We start from the raw sequence: 17,152 nt of genomic DNA, 5'->3' as shown, positions 1-17,152 counted from the left end.
GGCAGGTCGGAGAGACTTACGCCGTTTTGGCGTACCTGCGAAAGGCATTTTAGATGCAACTCCCCGCCTGGTTTGAGATCGGCTCTTTCGTCGTTCTCGGAATCATCCTCCTTGTCGACCTTCTCCTGGTGGTCAAGCGTCCGCATGAACCCTCCATGAAGGAAGCCGGTCTCTGGGTCGCCTTCTACGTCACCCTCGCCCTGGTGTTCGCCGGAGCGATGTTTGCGTTCGCCGGTCCGGAGCATGGCAGCCAGTTCATCGCCGGCTGGGTGACTGAATACAGCCTGAGTATCGACAACCTCTTTGTCTTCATCATCATCATGGCGCGGTTCTCGGTGCCCCGTAAGTACCAGCAGGAAGTACTGATGGTGGGCATCATTATCGCCCTCGTCCTGCGCGGTATCTTCATTGCCCTTGGTGCGGTGGTGATTGAGCAGTTCAGTTGGGTCTTCTACATCTTCGGAGCGTTCCTGCTGTGGACCGCGTGGAAGCAGGCCACGGACAACGGCGAAGACGAGGAAGATGGGGCCGAAAACCCGCTGATTGCCCGCATCCGCAAAGTTGTCCCGATGTCGGAGAAGTTCGACGGCGGCAAGCTTCGCACCACGGTCGACGGCAAGAAACTGTTCACACCGATGCTGATCGTCTTCGTGACCATCGGCATGACGGACCTCTTGTTCGCCGTGGATTCCATTCCGGCCATCTTCGGACTGACGCAGAGCGCCTTCATCGTCTTCACTGCCAACATCTTCGCCCTCATGGGCCTGCGCCAGCTCTACTTCCTTCTGGGCGGCCTCATGACCCGGTTGATCTACCTCAAGCACGCATTGTCGGTCATCCTCGCGTTCATCGGTGTCAAGCTGGTCCTGCACGCCATGCACGTCAACGAACTGCCCTTCATCAACGGCGGCCACCACATTGAATGGGCTCCGGAGATCCCGACCTATGTGTCCCTCGCGGTCATCATCGGCACCATCGTCGTGGCGGTTGTCGCGAGCCTCATGACCCCGGCCGCCAGCAAGTCCAAACTGGACGCCCGGCTCGAGGAAGACTCCCGCAAGAGCATGAACAAGGTTAGCGGCCACTGACAAATGCGGAGCCACTGACAACGCGGAGCGTTTCGGAGCCCCGGTCATTGCTGTGATCGGGGCTCAGTTCGTTCCGCGGGCCATTCCCAGGAGTCGGTTGAAGATACCTTCCCCGTCTTCGCCGATCCCGTCGTGATGAAAGTCCCCTGTGGTCCAGGCCTGGAGTCCGCGCACGGCCGCGGCGGTTTCCATGGATAGCTGGAAGTCCACGTAGATGTCGTCGCGGTACACGGCGGCCGCGACGGGCACAGTGTTCGCGTTCAGCCGGGACACATCGTAGAGCGGCTTCCAGTCTTCCTTGCCGGCCAACAGCCCGGCTACTTCCTGCAGGGGTACAAGTGCTGGATCCTGTTCGAAGTACCAAGGGTAGACCATTTCGCCCGTCAGGAGCGGCTCTGCGGCGTCGGGATGGAACCCGGGGAATTCCGCGCGTACCCGCCACGCCGCCCAGTCCGTGGCCTGCCCCTGGCCGTAGATTGACTCGTGCAAGACCGCGTACAGGGGATTCGATGCCCGGGAAACGAGCCCGTGGACCTGTTCCAGGAACGCGTCCGAGAGGCGGTCTCCGTCCTGGGAGGGCACGAAGGCATCCTCCAGGAGGGTGTGCAGGGCATCCACACGGGCGTTCCCGCCCAGGAACGATCCCACCATTTGGAAGCGTTCCGTCGTGAGGCGTTCTCCGCTGGGCAGCCGCTCCTCCGTGGATTCCAGATGGCGTGCAATCCGGGTGACCAGCTTGCGGTCCTCCGGATACCACGCAAAGTATTCAGCGTTTCGTTCCGCAACCCGTTGGAAGGTGGCCCTGTAGACGCGCTCGGCGGGACCTTTCAACGGGGCCAGCCCTCCCGTGATGAGGACTTCACTCAAACCTTCCGGGGCGAAGGACAGGTATGTCAGCGCGCAGAAACCGCCGAAGCTCTGGCCAAGGACCGTCCACGGCTCCGAGCCCAAGGCCTTCCGGATGAGTTCGGCGTCGGCCACGATCGAGTCCGCCCGGAAATGGGTGAGGTAGTCAGCTTGCTCCGCGGCATCGCCGCGGAGCGGCAAGGTATTGCGGTCCGCCGGCGTGGACAGGCCTGTTCCCCGTTGATCCAGCATCAGGATGCGGAAACTCCTTGCGGCAGCCTTCATCCAGCCGGACAGGGACGTGGTCCGGGTTCCGCGTCCGCCGGGCCCGCCCTGGAGGTAGAGCAACCACGGCAGCCGGGCAGCATCTTCCTCCGGGTGCTCGGCGGAGACGAACTCCCGGGCGAAGACGGTGATAGTTTCAGCGGTGCCGGGAGCGTCCACACCCGCGGACGCCCAATGGTCGAGGGGGACCGTGAAGAAGTGCTCGGTGGTACGGACACCCCTGAATTCGTGACGTGCCCGGATGGTGTGGGCCCTTTGCCGGATCGCTCGTTCAACCACCCGCTCAGCCACGAGCCATGACCTTGTCGCTGCCGAAGGCGCCCAGGGCTTCGCCGGCCAGCCGGAACGTGGACCAGCCCTCCATGGGCACGGCACCGAGGCTGCGGTAGAAGTTGATGGACGGTTCGTTCCAGTCCAGGACGCTCCACTCCACCCGCGCGTAGCCGCGTTCGACGGCGGTGGCGGCCAGGTGCTGCAGGAGCGCCTTCCCGTGGCCCTCGCCCCGTGCGTCGGGCCTGACGTAGAGGTCCTCGAGATAGATGCCGTGGACGCCTTCCCACGTGGAGTAGTTCAGGAACCACAAGGCGAATCCCCGGACGTCCCCGGCTGCCTTTTCCGCCATGTGCGCGAACACCCGCGGATTCTCGCCGAACAGGGCATCGGCCAGCATTTCCGGCGTGTTCTTCACGGCGTCGGGCTCTTTTTCGTAGACCGCAAGCTCATGGATCATCTGCAGGATCGCGGGGACGTCGGACACTGTGGCAGGGCGGATAACACTCATGATTCGAGCTTACTAGGCGCCTAGAGGCGGTTGACCGAGGTCACCTTGACCACGGCGGTGCCGCTCTCGTCCGAGGCCGCCAGGTCCACTTCGGCGGAAACGCCCCAGTCATGGTTGCGGGCCGGGTCATCGAAAATCTGGCGCACCCGCCAGATGCCGGGTTCCTCCGTGATCATGAGGAGTCCCGGGCCCCGGGCGTCGGGCCCGGTTCCGATGTCGTCGTGTTCGTCGAAGTAATCGTCCAAAGCGTCTTCCCAGCGTTCCGCATCCCAGCCGCTGCCGGCGTCGAGCTCGCCCAAGGCGGCCGCGTCCTCGTCCGCGAACAACTCGACACGCCGGAACATTTCGTTGCGGACCATGACCCGGAAGGCCCGGATGTTGGATGTGAGCGACGGCGGGGGAGGAGGCGGAGCGTCGTGCGGCGTCGGAGCCACCCCGGAGGTGAGCTCTTCCCACTCGTCGAGCAGGCTGGAGTCGACTTGGCGGACCAGTTCACCCAGCCAGGCGATGAGGTCCTCGAGGTCTTCGCGGAGCGAGTCCTGGGGGACCGTCTGACGCAGGGCCTTGAAGCCATCGGCCAAATACCGCAGCACGATCCCCTCGGAGCGGGCCAGCCCGTAGAACTGGACGAATTCACCGAAATTCATGGCGCGTTCGTACATGTCCCGGACCACCGACTTGGGAGCCAGCTCAAAGTCGCCCACCCATGGTGCGGCCTTGCGGTACACCTCGAACGCTTCGCCCAGGATCTCCGCGAGAGGCTGCGGGTAGCTGACCGCTTCAAGCATGGCCATGCGCTGGTCGTAATCGATGCCGTCGGCCTTCATCGCGGCGACGGCCTCGCCGCGTGCCTTCTTCTGCTGAGCGGAGAGGATCTGCCGGGGCTTCTCCAGGGTCGCTTCGATCACGGACACGACGTCCAAGGCGTACGACGGCGACTCCGGATCCAGGAGCTCGAGCGCGGCAAGGGCAAACGGTGAAAGGGGCTGGTTCAAGGCGAAGTTGGCTTGCAGGTGAACGGTCAGCCGGACGGAACGGCCTTCCTTCTCCTGCTCGGCCTCGGGAATGCGTTCTACCACTCCGGCTGCCAACAACTCGCGGTAAATACCCAGGGCCTTCTTCATGAGTTGCAGTTGGGCGGGCCGCGCCTCGTGGTTTTCGGTGAGGAGACGGCGGGCAGCGGCGAACGGGTCGCCGGGGCGCTCCATCAAGTTGAGCAGCATTGCATGCGTCACGGTGAAACTCGAGGTCAACGGGTCCGGCACGGACTCCACCAAACGGGTGAAGGTGGGCTGCCCCCACGAGACGAAGCCTTCCGGCGGCTTCTTCCGCACGACTTGCCGCAGTTTCTTCTGGTCGTCACCGAACTTCGCGGTGGCCTTTGCCATCGCCTTCGCGTTCTCCACCACGTGTTCGGGAGCCTGCACCACAACTGTTCCGGCGGTGTCGTAGCCGGCGCGGCCCGCACGGCCGGCGATCTGATGGAATTCCCGGGAGTTCAGCAGGCGGGTGCGGACGCCGTCGTACTTGCTGAGGGCAGTCAGGAGGACCGTGCGGATGGGAACGTTGATCCCGACGCCGAGCGTGTCGGTGCCGCAAATGACTTTCAAGAGTCCTGCTTGTGCCAGTTGCTCGACGAGGCGGCGGTACTTGGGCAGCATGCCGGCATGATGGACGCCGATGCCGTGGCGGACCAGCCGGTTCAGGGTTTTGCCGAAGCCGGCGGCGAACCGGAAACCGGCAATCAGCTCGGCAATCTTGTCCTTCTCCTCGCGCGTGCACATGTTGACGCTCATGAGGTTCTGGGCCCGCTCGATGGCCTCGACCTGGCTGAAATGCACCACGTACACGGGAACCTGCTTGGTGCTCAGCAGTTCCTCGAGGGTTTCGTGGACCGGCGTTTCCTGGAAGTAGTAGTGCAACGGGATGGGCCGTTCGGCCGAACTGACGGTGGTTGTGGACCGTCCGGTGAGTTCGCTCAGGCCGGTTTCGAAACGGCTGACGTCTCCCAGGGTGGCCGACATCAACAGGAACTGGGCCTGGGGGAGTTCCAGGAGCGGCACTTGCCACGCCCAACCGCGCTGGGGATCGGAGTAGAAGTGGAATTCGTCCATGATGACCGTGCCGAGCTCGGCTTCCTTGCCTTCGCGCAAAGCGATGTTGGCGAGGATTTCTGCGGTGCAGCAAATGATCGGGGCATCCTGGTTGACTCCCGAATCACCGGTGATCATGCCAACGTTCTCGGCTCCGAAAATGTCGCAGAGGGCGAAGAACTTCTCGGAGACCAAGGCCTTGATGGGGGCGGTGTAGTAGCTGCGCAAGCCGCGGGACATCGCCTCGAAGTGCGCGGCGATCGCCACTAGGGACTTTCCGGAACCGGTGGGGGTTGCCAGGATGACGTTGGAGCCGGACGCGAGTTCCATGATGGCCTCGTCCTGGGCGGGGTAGAGCTGAAGCCCGCGGCTCTCCGTCCATTCGACGAAGCGTGCGTAGATTTCGTCCGGGTCGACGCGTCCGCTGCCCGGTCCGGCGTTGGACGTTCCTGCGTTGGAGGTTCCAGCGTTGGACGTTACCGGGAGCTGCTCAAGAAGTTTCATTGCCTTCCAGCTTAGTGTGGGTGGAGCAGACCACGGAGACCGACGATCGAGGAAGCAGTGAAGAGGAAGCAGTGAAGTGGGATCCAGCCAAGTACATCGAGTTCGGCAATCACCGCGACCGGCCGTTTTTTGACCTGACCTCGAGGATTCTGGCGGAGGACCCTCGGCGTGTCGTGGATCTGGGCTGCGGACCGGGGAACTTGACGGCGACCCTCGCGGCGCGATGGCCCGGTGCCGCCGTCGTCGGGCTGGACTCCTCAGCCGAAATGCTGGCCAGGGCCCACGTCCTCGCCGGCGCGCAGCCCGGTCTTTCGTTCCTCCGCAAGGACATTGCCGAGTGGACACCGGAAGCGGACACCGACGTCGTGGTCAGCAATGCTGCGCTGCAGTGGGTGCCGGGCCATTTGACGATGCTAGCCGCGTGGCTCGAAGCGCTGAAACCGGGCGCATGGTTTGCGCTCCAGGTCCCCGGAAACTTCGGTGCGCCTTCCCACGTGCTCATGCGCGAACTGGCCGGTTCGCCGGAATGGTCCGGAAGGCTGTCCGGTGTGCTCCGCCACGACGACGCCGTCGGGGAGCCGGCCGACTACCTGCGGATCATGCTCGACGCCGGATGCGACGCCGACGCCTGGGAAACCACCTACCAGCAACTTCTGCCGGGAACCGATCCTGTACTGGAATGGGTGCGGGGGACCGGCCTGCGTCCGGTGCTCGCTGCCCTCCCCGAAGACGAAGCGCGCGCCTTCGAAAAGCAATACGCAGCCGCGCTCCGCGAGGCCTATCCAACGGACCGGCATGGGACCGTGTTTGCCTTCCGCCGGATTTTTGCGGTGGCACGGAAGCGGGGCTGAGCGGACCCAAGTCCACGGGACGCCCGAAGTGCCGCCATTACAAGGTTTCGCACTGTGATCTGAACTACAATGACAACGCGATCGCGGGGCGGCATCGTGTGGAATCCGCTGCCCCGGAGGCCAACGAATGGAGGCAGTGTGCTGGCATCCTTGCTGTTACAGCGCCTCGCCCCGTTCAAGGCCCACGTGCTGGCGATCGTTCTCCTCCAGCTTGTCCAGACCGGCGCCACACTCCTCCTGCCCACCTTCAACGCCAAGATCGTCGACGACGGCCTTGTTGCCGGGAACAGCGAGGTGATCCTGCGCCTGGGCGCCTGGATGCTGGTTCTCACGGTCATCCAGGTGCTTGCCGCCGTGCTGGCCGGCTACCTTGGTGCGATTGTCGCCATGAAGATCGGCCGCGGGCTGCGGCAGGAACTCTTCGACAAGATTCACTCGCTGCCCGACCAGGACGTCGCAGCCTTCGGGCCGGCCAGCCTCGTTGTCAGGACCACCAATGACGTCCTGCAACTGCAGAACATCACCGTGCTCGTTTTCAGCATGCTGGTGGCAGCGCCCGTCATGGGCATCGGCGGCGTGATCCTGGCAGTCGAACAGGACGTAGCCCTGTCCTGGATCGTTTTCGCCATCGTCCCCGTGTTGCTGGTCATCATGCTGCTGATTGTCCGCAAGCTCGTCCCGCTGTACCGCGAAGGCCAAGGCTTGGTGGACCGGATCAACGGCGTGCTCCGCGAACAGATCCTGGGGACCGCGGTCATCCGGGCCTTTGTCCGCCAGCCGTTTGAGATGAAACGGTTCGAGGCCGCCAACGACGCCCTGACAAAGAACAACCTCCGTTCTGCCCGGATCGTCGCGGCCATGCTTCCGCTCGTCATGACCGTGGTCAACCTCTCTTCCGCAGGCGTCGTCTGGCTCGGTGGCCACCGCATCATTGCCGGGGACATGCAGCTCGGTGCGCTTACCGCGTTCATCGCCTACATCATGCAGATCCTCCTCGCGATCATGATGGCGATGTACGTGTTAAGCACGGCACCCCGGGCGGCTGTCAGCGCTGAACGCGTCACCGAAGTGCTCAACACGGAATCTGAAAAGGTCCTGCCGGGAACCAATGCCGAGGGAAGGGTGACCCGTCCTTCAGCGGAAGGCCTGCGCTTCGACAATGTCGTCTTCGCCTACCCGGGAGCCGAAACCCCCGTGGTGGAAAGCATCACCTTCCACGCTGCTCCGGGAACCACGACGGCGGTCATCGGCTCCACGGGAAGCGGCAAGTCGACCATCGTCAGCCTTGTGCCGAGACTGCTTGAAGCGAGCAGCGGAACCATCTCGCTCAATTGCCGGGACATCGCGGCCGTTCCCCTCGGTGCCTTGCGCGACCAGCTCGGCGTCGTGCCCCAGGAGACCTGGCTGTTCCGCGGAACCATCGCCGAGAACCTACGGATTTCACTGCCGTCCGCGACAGATTCGCAATTGTGGCATGCCCTTGAGACGGCCCAGGCCGCGGATTTCGTGAACGAGTTGCCGCAAGGACTGGAAACCACGTTGTCCCAGGGCGGCGCCGGTCTCTCCGGCGGTCAACGACAGCGCTTATGCATAGCCCGTGCAATCCTGCGCCCCGCATCTGTCTACCTCTTTGACGACAGCTTCTCGGCGCTGGACACAGTGACGGAAGCGAAACTCCGTGCCGCGCTTGAACCGGAACTCCGCGGGGCAACCGTCATCATCGTCGCCCAGCGCGTCAACACCGTGGTGTCGGCGGACCAGATCCTGCTCATCGACGAGGGCCGCCTGCTGGCAAAAGGAACTCATGACGAACTTCTTGAGTCCTCGGAGACCTACCGGGAAATCGTAGCGTCCCAGATGGACACGGAAGAGGCCGCGTGAGCCGCGAAGGCGAGCGCCCCGGCGTCACAGGGAAGCCGTCGCGGTCGCTCCTCCGCCTGGTGGGCTTGATGAAGCCCGCCCGCGGAATCATGACCGCGGCGATCCTGTGCATCTGCGGCTTTGTCACGCTCAATGTCGCCGCCCCCAAAGTACTCGGCGACGCCACCGACGTCATCGCGGCCGCCGTGTTCGGAGCGCAGTTCGACGCTGGGCGCTTCGTCTTCCTGTTGCTCGTGGCTGCAGGCATGTATTGCGTCACCTCGCTGCTCAGCTGGGCGCAGGGCCGTCTCAACGCCCTCGCCGTGCAGCGGCTCGCATACGACCTCCGGAAAGCCGTGGAAGCCAAACTGCACCGGCTTCCCCTGGCGTACTACGACGGCCGCTCCCGGGGCGACGTCCTGAGCCGGGCCACGAACGACCTCGACAACGTGTCGCAGACGCTCAACCAGCTCCTTTCCCAGCTCCTGACCTCAACGCTGATGGTCATCGGGTCCCTCGCGATGATGTTGCTGCTCTCGCCGCTCCTCGCCGTCGTGTCCCTACTGGCGGTTCCCGTATCGGCCCTGGCGTCGATAGTCGTGACCCGACGCTCGCAGAAGTACTTCGTCAGGCAGTGGGAAGCCACGGGGGACGTGAACTCCCTCGTGGAAGAGACGGCTACCGGTCATGAGACGATCAAGCTTTTCAACGCCCAGTCGTCGATGGCGGTCCGCTTCGCTGACCACAACGACGGCCTGTACGCCGCCAGTTCCAAGGCACAGTTCGCTTCAGGGTTGCTGGTACCCCTCATGGCTTTCGTGTCGAACGCCAGCTACGTGGGGGTTGCGATTGTTGGTGCACTCCAGTTCCTCGCCGGGGCGATGAGCATCGGCGGCATTCAAGCGTTCATTCAATTCAACCGGCTCTTCAGCCAGCCGCTGGGCCAGATCGGCGGAATGGCCCAGGTTCTGCAGTCCTGCGCAGTTTCCGCCAGCCGGGTCTTCGAGCTGTTGGACGCAGCCGAATTGACAGGCGAACCGTCGGAACAGGGCTCCGGTGCCCGCGCCGACGGTTCAAGCTTTGATGCACGGTTTGATCTCCCTTCGGGGAGGGTTGCCTTCGAACGCATCTCCTTCAGCTACCGGCCGGATGCCCCCCTCATCCAGGACCTGTCCTTCCATGTGGAACCGGGACAGACAGTAGCCATTGTCGGGCACACCGGAGCGGGGAAGACCACCTTGATCAGCCTCCTTATGCGTTTTCACGAACTCGGCTCAGGAAGGATCACGATCGACGGCGTGGACATCGCCGGAATGGGACGTGATGCACTCCGCCGGAATTTCGGCGTCGTTCTCCAGGATCCGTGGATTTTCACGGGCACCATCCGGGAGAACATCGAGTATGGACTTCCGGGCGCCAGCGAGGCAGACGTCGTAGCCGCAGCCGAGGCGAGCCATGTTGACCACTTTGTCCGCTCGCTGCCCAACGGGTACTCAACCATGCTCAGCAACGGAGGGGAACCCCTCAGCCAGGGCCAGAGGCAATTGCTGAGCATCGCGCGCGCACGGCTCTCGGGCCGCCCCATTCTGATCCTGGACGAGGCGACAAGTTCAGTGGACACCCGCACGGAAGTCCTTATCCGCCAAGCAATGCACAGGCTGCGGAGCAACAAGACGTCATTCGTCATTGCGCACCGCTTGTCCACTATCCGCGACGCTGATCTAATTCTCGTCATGGACCACGGACGGATCGTTGAACACGGCACCCATCATTCGCTGTTGGAGCTTGGCGGGCACTACGCCCACTTGCACGAAGCGCAGTTCGCCGCCGGAGGTGGCGAGCTCGCCGCGATGCCGGTGAGGTCCGCGAAGCATCGCGCCGAGCAGGGGGAGAGGGAAGCATCATGAGCCCGCTTGAGTTTCCCGGTTCGTGGCGTCCCAATCAGTCCAGCACCGTCGCCCTGTACGAACAGCTTCGGCTCCGCGTCATCGAGTTGGCCGACGGCGGCACACTGGCTGTCGGGACCAAGCTTCCCGCGGTGCGCAGCTTGGCCGACCAGTTGGATGTCGCCCCCCACACGGTGGCCCGGGCCTACAAGGAACTTGAAGCTGCCGGGGTGGTCGCCACTCGTGGCCGCAACGGAACAGTTGTGTGCGCCCGGGATGACCGCTGGAGCGCATTGGCAGCCGTGGCTGCGAGCTACTCGGCCGCGGCCAAAGCGCAGGGTGCCAGTTTCGCGGAGGCTGTGCAGCTTCTGGCAGCGGCTTACGACGCCGATTGATACCCGTCGGTAGGCTGCGGGAAGCCACATGGAAATTCGAAGAAGTTTTCGATTAGCATTAGTGGGTGCCTAAAGCCGTAGCTGAAGTCCCCGCCGTCGAATCCTTCGCAAGCGTTTCCGCGCAGCAACCTGCCATGCCGGTAAGACATGACCTGTCCCGGCTCGTGGTCAAGGGAGCGCGTGAACACAACCTGCGCAACGTCGATCTCGACCTTCCCCGTGACGCCATGATCGTTTTCACGGGCTTGTCAGGATCAGGTAAGTCGTCCTTGGCCTTCGACACCATCTTCGCCGAGGGCCAGCGCCGGTACGTGGAGTCATTGTCGGCCTATGCCCGCCAGTTCCTGGGCCAAGTAGACAAACCGGATGTGGATTTCATCGAGGGCCTTTCACCGGCGGTGTCCATCGACCAGAAGTCGACGAGCAAGAACCCGCGTTCCACCGTGGGCACCATCACCGAGATCTACGACTACATGCGCCTTCTCTGGGCACGAGTCGGCCGGCCGCATTGCCCGGTATGCCACGAGCCGATCACGCGCCAGACTCCGCAGCAGATCGTCGACCAGTTGCTGGAACTCGAATCCGGCACCCGATTCCAGATCCTTGCCCCGGTGGTCCGCGGGCGCAAGGGCGAATTCGTCGAGCTCTTCAAAGAGCTCACCGCCAAGGGATACTCACGCGCCCGGGTGGACGGAGAGCTCGTCCAGCTAAGCGATCCCCCCAAGCTCGGCAAGCAATTCAAGCACTCCATTGAAGTCGTGGTGGACCGGCTGGTGGTCAAGGAAGGGATCAGCCAACGGCTGACGGACTCGATCGAAACCGCGCTCGGACTTGCGGAAGGCCGTGTACTGGTCGAGTTCGTGGATCTCGACGCCGAAGACCCTGCTCGGATCCGGGCGTTTTCCGAAAACCTTGCGTGCCCCAATGAGCACCCGCTGGCCATCGACGAAATCGAGCCGCGCTCCTTCTCGTTCAACAACCCCTTCGGCGCATGTTCGGCCTGCAGCGGTATCGGCACCAAGCTCGAAGTCGATGAAGAATTGGTCGTCCCCAACCCGGAACTTTCCTTGAACCAGGGGGCCATCGCGCCTTGGTCGTTGGGCACTGCCACCACGGAGTATTGGAACCGGCTCCTGGAAGGCCTTGCCTTGGAGCTCGATTTCTCCATGGACACCGCATGGGAGAAGCTGCCGCAGGAAGTGCGGCAAACCGTGCTGTACGGCAAGGACCACAAGGTCGTAGTGCAGTACCGCAACAGGTTCGGCCGGGAGCGCAAGTACAGCACGGGCTTCGAAGGCGCCATCCAGTACGTCCACCGCAAGCACGGTGAAACGGACTCCGATTGGGCCCGCGACCGCTACGAAGAGTACATGCGGCAGATTCCTTGCCCTGAATGCAACGGTGCCCGGCTTAACCCGGCCTCGCTTTCGGTGCTGATCAACGGCAAGTCCATCGCTGAGGTAGCAGCCCTTCCGATGCGGGACTGCGCCGACTTCCTCGGGAGCCTCACACTCACTGACCGCGAGGCCCAGATCGCCCACCAGGTTCTCAAGGAGATCCAGGCGCGCCTGACATTCCTCCTGGACGTCGGGCTCGAATACCTGAATCTCGAACGGCCGTCCGGGACCTTGTCCGGAGGTGAAGCCCAGCGCATCCGGCTTGCCACGCAGATCGGCTCCGGCTTGGTGGGCGTCCTGTATGTCCTGGACGAGCCGTCCATCGGGCTGCACCAAAAAGACAACCGGCGCCTCATCGAAACGCTGACCAGGCTTCGGGACCTGGGCAATACGCTGATCGTGGTCGAGCACGATGAAGACACCATCCATGAGGCCGACTGGGTGGTGGATATTGGACCCGGCGCCGGTGAGCACGGTGGTCAGGTGGTGCACTCCGGTTCCTACAAGGAACTCTTGGAAAACACGAACTCGCTGACCGGCGACTACTTGTCCGGGCGACGCAAGATCGATATCCCGGCCAAGCGGCGCAAGTATGACAGGAAGCGCGAGCTCAAGGTCATCGGCGCGCGCGAAAACAACCTGAACAACGTTGACGCCACCTTCCCGCTGGGCCTCTTCACGGCCGTCACGGGCGTCAGCGGTTCAGGGAAGTCCACCCTGGTGAACGAGATCCTTTACAAGGTTCTTGCCAACAAGCTCAACGGTGCGAAGCAGGTTGCCGGCCGCCATCGTTCCGTGGCTGGCCTTGAGCATCTCGACAAGGTGGTCCACGTGGACCAGAGCCCTATCGGGCGGACCCCGCGTTCCAACCCCGCCACATACACCGGCGTCTTCGACAACATCCGGAAGCTTTTCGCGGAAACTACCGAAGCCAAGGTCCGCGGATACCAGCCTGGACGCTTCTCCTTCAACGTCAAGGGCGGCCGCTGCGAGGCATGCTCCGGCGACGGCACCCTGAAGATCGAGATGAACTTCCTGCCGGACGTCTATGTACCGTGCGAGGTGTGCCATGGCGCCCGGTACAACCGGGAGACCCTGGAGGTCCATTACAAGGGCAAGACCATCGCTGACGTCCTCAACATGCCCATCGAGGAGGGTGCCGAGTTCTTTGCCGCTTTCACCCCCATCGCCCGGCATTTGAACACCCTCGTCGACGTCGGTCTCGGCTATGTCCGTCTCGGGCAGCCCGCCACCACGCTTTCCGGTGGCGAGGCTCAGCGCGTGAAGCTGGCCTCGGAACTGCAAAAGCGTTCGAATGGCCGGAGCGTATATGTCTTGGACGAGCCCACCACGGGCCTCCACTTCGAGGACATCCGCAAGTTGCTCATGGTGCTGCAGGGTTTGGTGGACAAGGGCAACACTGTCATCACCATTGAACACAACCTTGACGTCATCAAGTCGGCCGACTGGATTGTGGACCTTGGCCCCAATGGCGGTTCAGGCGGTGGGCGCATTGTGGCAACGGGCACGCCCGAACAGGTTGCCAAGTCCACGGAAAGCCATACCGCGACCTTCCTGGCGGAGATTCTCAGCTAGTCCTGTGTGAACAGCCGGGGAATATTTCGGTGGCGATTGAAGTATTCCCTGGCCGGCATGTGAGTTTCAGGCATGCCTCAACTCGTGAGAAACTAACCCGGTGACTCAAACAATGGTGCCCGTAATCTTTGATCTGGACGGCACCCTTGTCGATCCTGCAGGTGGCATAACCGGCGGCATTGCCGCGGCCCTGGGCGAAATGGGCCTCCGTGTCCCGGAACAAGCCGTGCTGGACTCCATGGTTGGACCTAAGCTCAGCGATTCCTTGGAACACATTGCCGGGGTTCCCACGGGAAAAGTCGACGAGGTCATTGGGCTTTACCGCAGCTACTACCGTTCCGTCGGAATCGGTCAAAGCCGCCTCTATCCCGGTATCCGTGAACTCCTGCAGTTCTTCGCGGAGTCGCGGCGGCCGGTTGCCGTGGCCACCCAGAAACCTCAAGGCTTGGCGCACATCGTGTTGGAGCACCACGCCATCGCCGGTTTCTTTACCTCCATCTGCGGTGCCCCCGACGACGAGTCAATGGCCGCCAATACAGCTCCGGGCAAGGTGGCAATCGTTGGTGCTGCGCTGGCCACGTTGCGTTCCCAGCCCGCGGTGATGGTCGGGGACCGCCACCAAGATGTTGCCGGTGCCATGGCTAACGGACTCGACTGCATCGGGGTCAGTTGGGGATTTGCGCCCGACGGCGAACTTCAAGAGGCAGGCGCCGTCGCCGTCGTGGACAACGCGACGCAGCTGCTGAAGAAGATCGAAGAACTTGACGCTGTCCGCGCGGCGGCCCTGAGCGAGGTGCAGAACGATGGAAGCCTTTGATGTCATCCGCTGGACCACGCGCGGACTGATTTCCAGCACCTGCCGGCCCACGGTCATCGGGCTGGAAAACGTGCCGAAGGAAGGGCCATTCATTGTGGCCCCGAACCATTTGTCTTTTCTGGACAGCGTCATTGTCCAGGCCTTGATGCCGCGACCGGTGGGCTTCTTTGCCAAGGCCGAGTACTTCACGACCAAAGGCTTCAAAGGCCGGGCGATGAAGGCGTTCTTCCAGGCAGTCGGATCCATTCCGGTGGAACGTGGAGAGCAAGCAGCCAGTGTGCAGGCCCTCAAGACCCTCCTGGACATCCTGGAGAACGGCAGGGGCATCGGTATCTATCCGGAGGGAACCCGCTCCCGCGACGGCTTGCTCTACCGCGGGCGTACCGGGGTCGGCTGGCTTGCCCTGACCACGGGGGCGCCCGTGGTGCCGGTTGGCCTTATCGGCACCGACCAGCTGCAGCCTGTGGACCGCAACACCGTCCGTCCGCAGCATTTCACCATGAAGGTCGGCGAGCCGCTGTACTTCGAGAAGACCGGTCCGGACCATTCCCTGCCGGCCAGGCGCGAAGTCACTGACAAGATCATGGATGCCATTGCGGTATTGAGCGGCCAGGAACGTTCCACCAGCTACAACCAGAGCAAGTCCGCGGAGTAGCTTCGGTGGGCTGGCCGGCCCGTACGGGGGAGTGCGATTCCCTTACTAGACTGGATCTGTGGCAGATCCAGCGAGTTATCGACCCCAGACGGGAGAAATCCCCACCACCCCCGGCGTCTATCGGTTCCGGGATCCGCACGGCCGCGTCATCTACGTGGGCAAGGCGAAGAACCTCCGCTCCCGGCTGAACTCGTACTTCGCCAACCCCGCGGGCTTGCTGCCGAAGACGCATGCGATGGTGCACGCGGCCAGCAGCGTCGAATGGACCATGGTGGGCAGCGAGCTTGAGTCGCTTCAGCTCGAATACACCTGGATCAAGGAATTCAAGCCCCGCTTCAACGTCGTCTTCCGAGATGACAAGACCTATCCGTACCTTGCGGTGAGCATGGGGGAGAAGCTCCCGCGGGTCCAGGTCATGCGCGGGGAGCGCCGCAAGGGCACCCGCTACTTCGGGCCGTACACCGCCGGGGCCATCCGCGAAACCATGGACACCTTGCTGCGGGTCTTTCCGGTCCGCAGCTGCAGTCCCGGCGTGCTGAAGCGTGCCCAGGCCAGCGGTCGGCCGTGCTTGCTCGGCTATATCGACAAATGCTCGGCCCCGTGTGTCGGCCGTGTCACCGCCGAGGAGCACCGGGCCATTGCTGAAGACTTCTGCTCGTTCATGGGTGGCGAAGCGAAACGCTTCATCACCCGCCTCGAAAAGGACATGGGCGCCGCCGTCGCCGAGCTGGATTACGAACGGGCAGCGCGGCTGCGGGACGACATCATCGCCCTCCGCAAAGTGTTCGAGCGCAACGCCGTCGTGCTTTCAGAAGACACCGATGCGGATGTCTTCGCCCTGCACGATGACGACCTCGAGGCTTCCGTGCAGGTATTCCACGTCAGGGGCGGCCGGGTGCGCGGCCAGCGGGGCTGGGTCGTGGAAAAAGTCGAAGACGCCACCACTCCGGAACTCATCGAGCACCTGCTGCAGCAGGTCTACGGCGAGGACAGCGACAACCAGGGCCGTATTCCGCGCGAAGTCCTCGTGCCGGAGATTCCGAGCAACCATGACGAACTGCTCGAATGGCTCGGTGGCCTCCGGGGCGCCAAGGTGGATATCCGGGTGCCGCAGCGCGGTGACAAGGCCGCGCTTATGTCCACCGTCCGCGAAAACGCCGAGCAGGCGCTGAAGCTTCACAAAGTCCGGCGGGCCGGCGATATCACCGTCCGCTCCCAGGCGCTCCAGGAACTCCAGGAAGCACTCGAGCTTCCCGTGCCGCTGCTCCGGATCGAGTGCTACGACATTTCCCATGTGCAGGGAACCAACGTGGTTGCGTCCATGGTGGTGGTCGAGGACGGCCTCCCCAAGAAAGCCGACTACAGGAAGTTCTCCATCACGGGCGCGGCGGCAAGCGACGACACCGCTGCGATGCACGACGTCCTTACCAGGCGCTTCAGGCACTACCTGCAGGATAAATCCGCCCAGCTTCCCAAGAGCGGAGAGGTTCCGAACTCCGGCGCCGGGGAGCCGTCGTCGGATGACGCCGCCCTCACGGGAGCCAAGGCGAGATTCGCCTATCCGCCGAACCTCGTCGTCGTCGACGGCGGGCAGCCTCAGGTGAATGCCGCGGCGAGGGCACTCGCGGAACTGGGGATCGATGACGTCTACGTCGTGGGCCTGGCCAAGCGGCTCGAAGAAGTCTGGCTGCCGGACAGCGACTTCCCGGTGATTCTGCCCCGCACTTCGCAGGGGCTCTACTTGCTCCAGCGCATCCGCGACGAAGCCCACCGCTTCGCCATCACCTTCCATCGGCAGAAGCGTGGAAAGGCCATGACGGTGTCCGCCCTCGACGGCGTTCCGGGCCTCGGCGAAGCTAAACGGAAGGCGCTCGTGGCGCATTTCGGTTCCCTCAAGAAGATCAAAGCCGCAACGGCCCTTGAGCTCACGGCCGCGAAGGGGATCGGCCCGGCATTGGCGGAAGCCGTCGTCAGCCATCTGGCGGCAGCCGGTGCCTCCGGAGAGGCCGCTCCCGCCGTGAACATGACCACCGGCGAAATCCTTGAAATTTAGCTAGGGTAATAAGCGGACCCCTCCAGGAGGTGGTCCGCCTTGGAC

12 protein-coding genes are annotated in these 17,152 nt (G+C 63.3%); 9 read left to right on the top strand and 3 right to left on the bottom strand.

The annotated features are described in order from the left end of the window. Positions 1-53 precede the first annotated feature (53 nt). On the top strand, positions 54-1,088 hold the full coding sequence (locus QRN59_RS04800) for a TerC family protein (protein WP_284981369.1): 1,035 nt from the start codon (positions 54-56) through the stop codon (positions 1,086-1,088). Positions 1,089-1,151: 63 nt separating this feature from the next. Here the strand turns inward: QRN59_RS04800 and QRN59_RS04795 are convergent, their stop codons facing one another. Genes QRN59_RS04795 through QRN59_RS04785 form a run of 3 tightly spaced genes read right to left on the bottom strand, consistent with a single transcriptional unit; the run spans position 1,152 to position 5,597 of the window. Continuing rightward, positions 1,152-2,510, bottom strand: a complete 1,359-nt coding sequence (locus QRN59_RS04795; RefSeq protein WP_284981368.1) for an alpha/beta fold hydrolase — start codon at positions 2,508-2,510, stop codon at positions 1,152-1,154. After that, positions 2,503-3,000: a GNAT family N-acetyltransferase gene (locus QRN59_RS04790; RefSeq protein WP_284981367.1), complete on the bottom strand. Its 498-nt coding sequence runs from the start codon at positions 2,998-3,000 to the stop codon at positions 2,503-2,505. The genes QRN59_RS04795 and QRN59_RS04790 overlap by 8 nt, the downstream gene beginning before the upstream one ends. A gap of 20 nt (positions 3,001-3,020) precedes the next feature. After that, on the bottom strand, positions 3,021-5,597 hold the full coding sequence (locus QRN59_RS04785; protein WP_284981366.1) for a DEAD/DEAH box helicase: 2,577 nt from the start codon (positions 5,595-5,597) through the stop codon (positions 3,021-3,023). A 71-nt stretch (positions 5,598-5,668) separates the two neighbouring features. On the opposite strand from QRN59_RS04785, the gene QRN59_RS04780 reads away from it, so the two are divergent. The 8 genes from QRN59_RS04780 to uvrC all read left to right on the top strand — a co-directional run bounded on the left by QRN59_RS04780 (position 5,669) and on the right by uvrC (position 17,107). Then, the gene (locus tag QRN59_RS04780) at positions 5,669-6,448 is read left to right on the top strand and encodes a trans-aconitate 2-methyltransferase (protein WP_284981423.1); all 780 of its coding nucleotides are present in this window, start codon (positions 5,669-5,671) and stop codon (positions 6,446-6,448) included. Positions 6,449-6,586: 138 nt separating this feature from the next. Further along, entirely contained in the window at positions 6,587-8,329 is a 1,743-nt protein-coding gene (locus tag QRN59_RS04775; RefSeq protein ID WP_284981365.1) for an ABC transporter ATP-binding protein, read from the top strand. Between the two features lie 89 nt (positions 8,330-8,418). Further along, entirely contained in the window at positions 8,419-10,215 is a 1,797-nt protein-coding gene (locus tag QRN59_RS04770) for an ABC transporter ATP-binding protein (protein ID WP_502871025.1), read from the top strand. Continuing rightward, positions 10,212-10,589, top strand: coding sequence for a GntR family transcriptional regulator (locus QRN59_RS04765; RefSeq protein WP_284981363.1), 378 nt, complete (start codon positions 10,212-10,214; stop codon positions 10,587-10,589). The genes QRN59_RS04770 and QRN59_RS04765 overlap by 4 nt, the downstream gene beginning before the upstream one ends. 65 nt (positions 10,590-10,654) lie before the next feature. Then, positions 10,655-13,582: an excinuclease ABC subunit UvrA gene (gene uvrA / locus QRN59_RS04760; RefSeq protein ID WP_284981362.1), complete on the top strand. Its 2,928-nt coding sequence runs from the start codon at positions 10,655-10,657 to the stop codon at positions 13,580-13,582. A 100-nt stretch (positions 13,583-13,682) separates the two neighbouring features. Continuing rightward, positions 13,683-14,399 carry an HAD hydrolase-like protein gene (locus QRN59_RS04755; protein WP_284981360.1) on the top strand — a complete coding sequence of 239 codons (717 nt, stop codon included), beginning with the start codon at positions 13,683-13,685 and terminating at the stop codon, positions 14,397-14,399. Continuing rightward, positions 14,386-15,054 carry a lysophospholipid acyltransferase family protein gene (locus tag QRN59_RS04750; protein WP_284981359.1) on the top strand — a complete coding sequence of 223 codons (669 nt, stop codon included), beginning with the start codon at positions 14,386-14,388 and terminating at the stop codon, positions 15,052-15,054. The genes QRN59_RS04755 and QRN59_RS04750 overlap by 14 nt, the downstream gene beginning before the upstream one ends. 58 nt (positions 15,055-15,112) lie before the next feature. Next, positions 15,113-17,107, top strand: a complete 1,995-nt coding sequence (gene uvrC, locus QRN59_RS04745; RefSeq protein ID WP_284981358.1) for an excinuclease ABC subunit UvrC — start codon at positions 15,113-15,115, stop codon at positions 17,105-17,107. Positions 17,108-17,152 lie beyond the last annotated feature (45 nt).

Origin of the sequence: Arthrobacter sp. efr-133-TYG-118, from assembly GCF_030209755.1 — a bacterium.
Taxonomy (GTDB): domain Bacteria; phylum Actinomycetota; class Actinomycetes; order Actinomycetales; family Micrococcaceae; genus Arthrobacter.
Note: the sequence above shows the minus strand (reverse complement) of the source record. Positions and strands in the feature narration are given on the sequence as shown.

Excerpts from the sequence above, each read along its gene's own strand:
- QRN59_RS04800 (WP_284981369.1), top strand. The coding sequence starts at position 54 with ATGCAACTCCCCGCCTGGTTTGAGATCGGCTCTTTCGTCGTTCTCGGA.
- QRN59_RS04790 (WP_284981367.1), bottom strand. The coding sequence starts at position 3,000 with ATGAGTGTTATCCGCCCTGCCACAGTGTCCGACGTCCCCGCGATCCTG.
- QRN59_RS04785 (WP_284981366.1), bottom strand. The coding sequence starts at position 5,597 with ATGAAACTTCTTGAGCAGCTCCCGGTAACGTCCAACGCTGGAACCTCC.
- QRN59_RS04770 (WP_502871025.1), top strand. The coding sequence starts at position 8,419 with ATGACCGCGGCGATCCTGTGCATCTGCGGCTTTGTCACGCTCAATGTC.
- QRN59_RS04765 (WP_284981363.1), top strand. The coding sequence starts at position 10,212 with ATGAGCCCGCTTGAGTTTCCCGGTTCGTGGCGTCCCAATCAGTCCAGC.
- QRN59_RS04750 (WP_284981359.1), top strand. The coding sequence starts at position 14,386 with ATGGAAGCCTTTGATGTCATCCGCTGGACCACGCGCGGACTGATTTCC.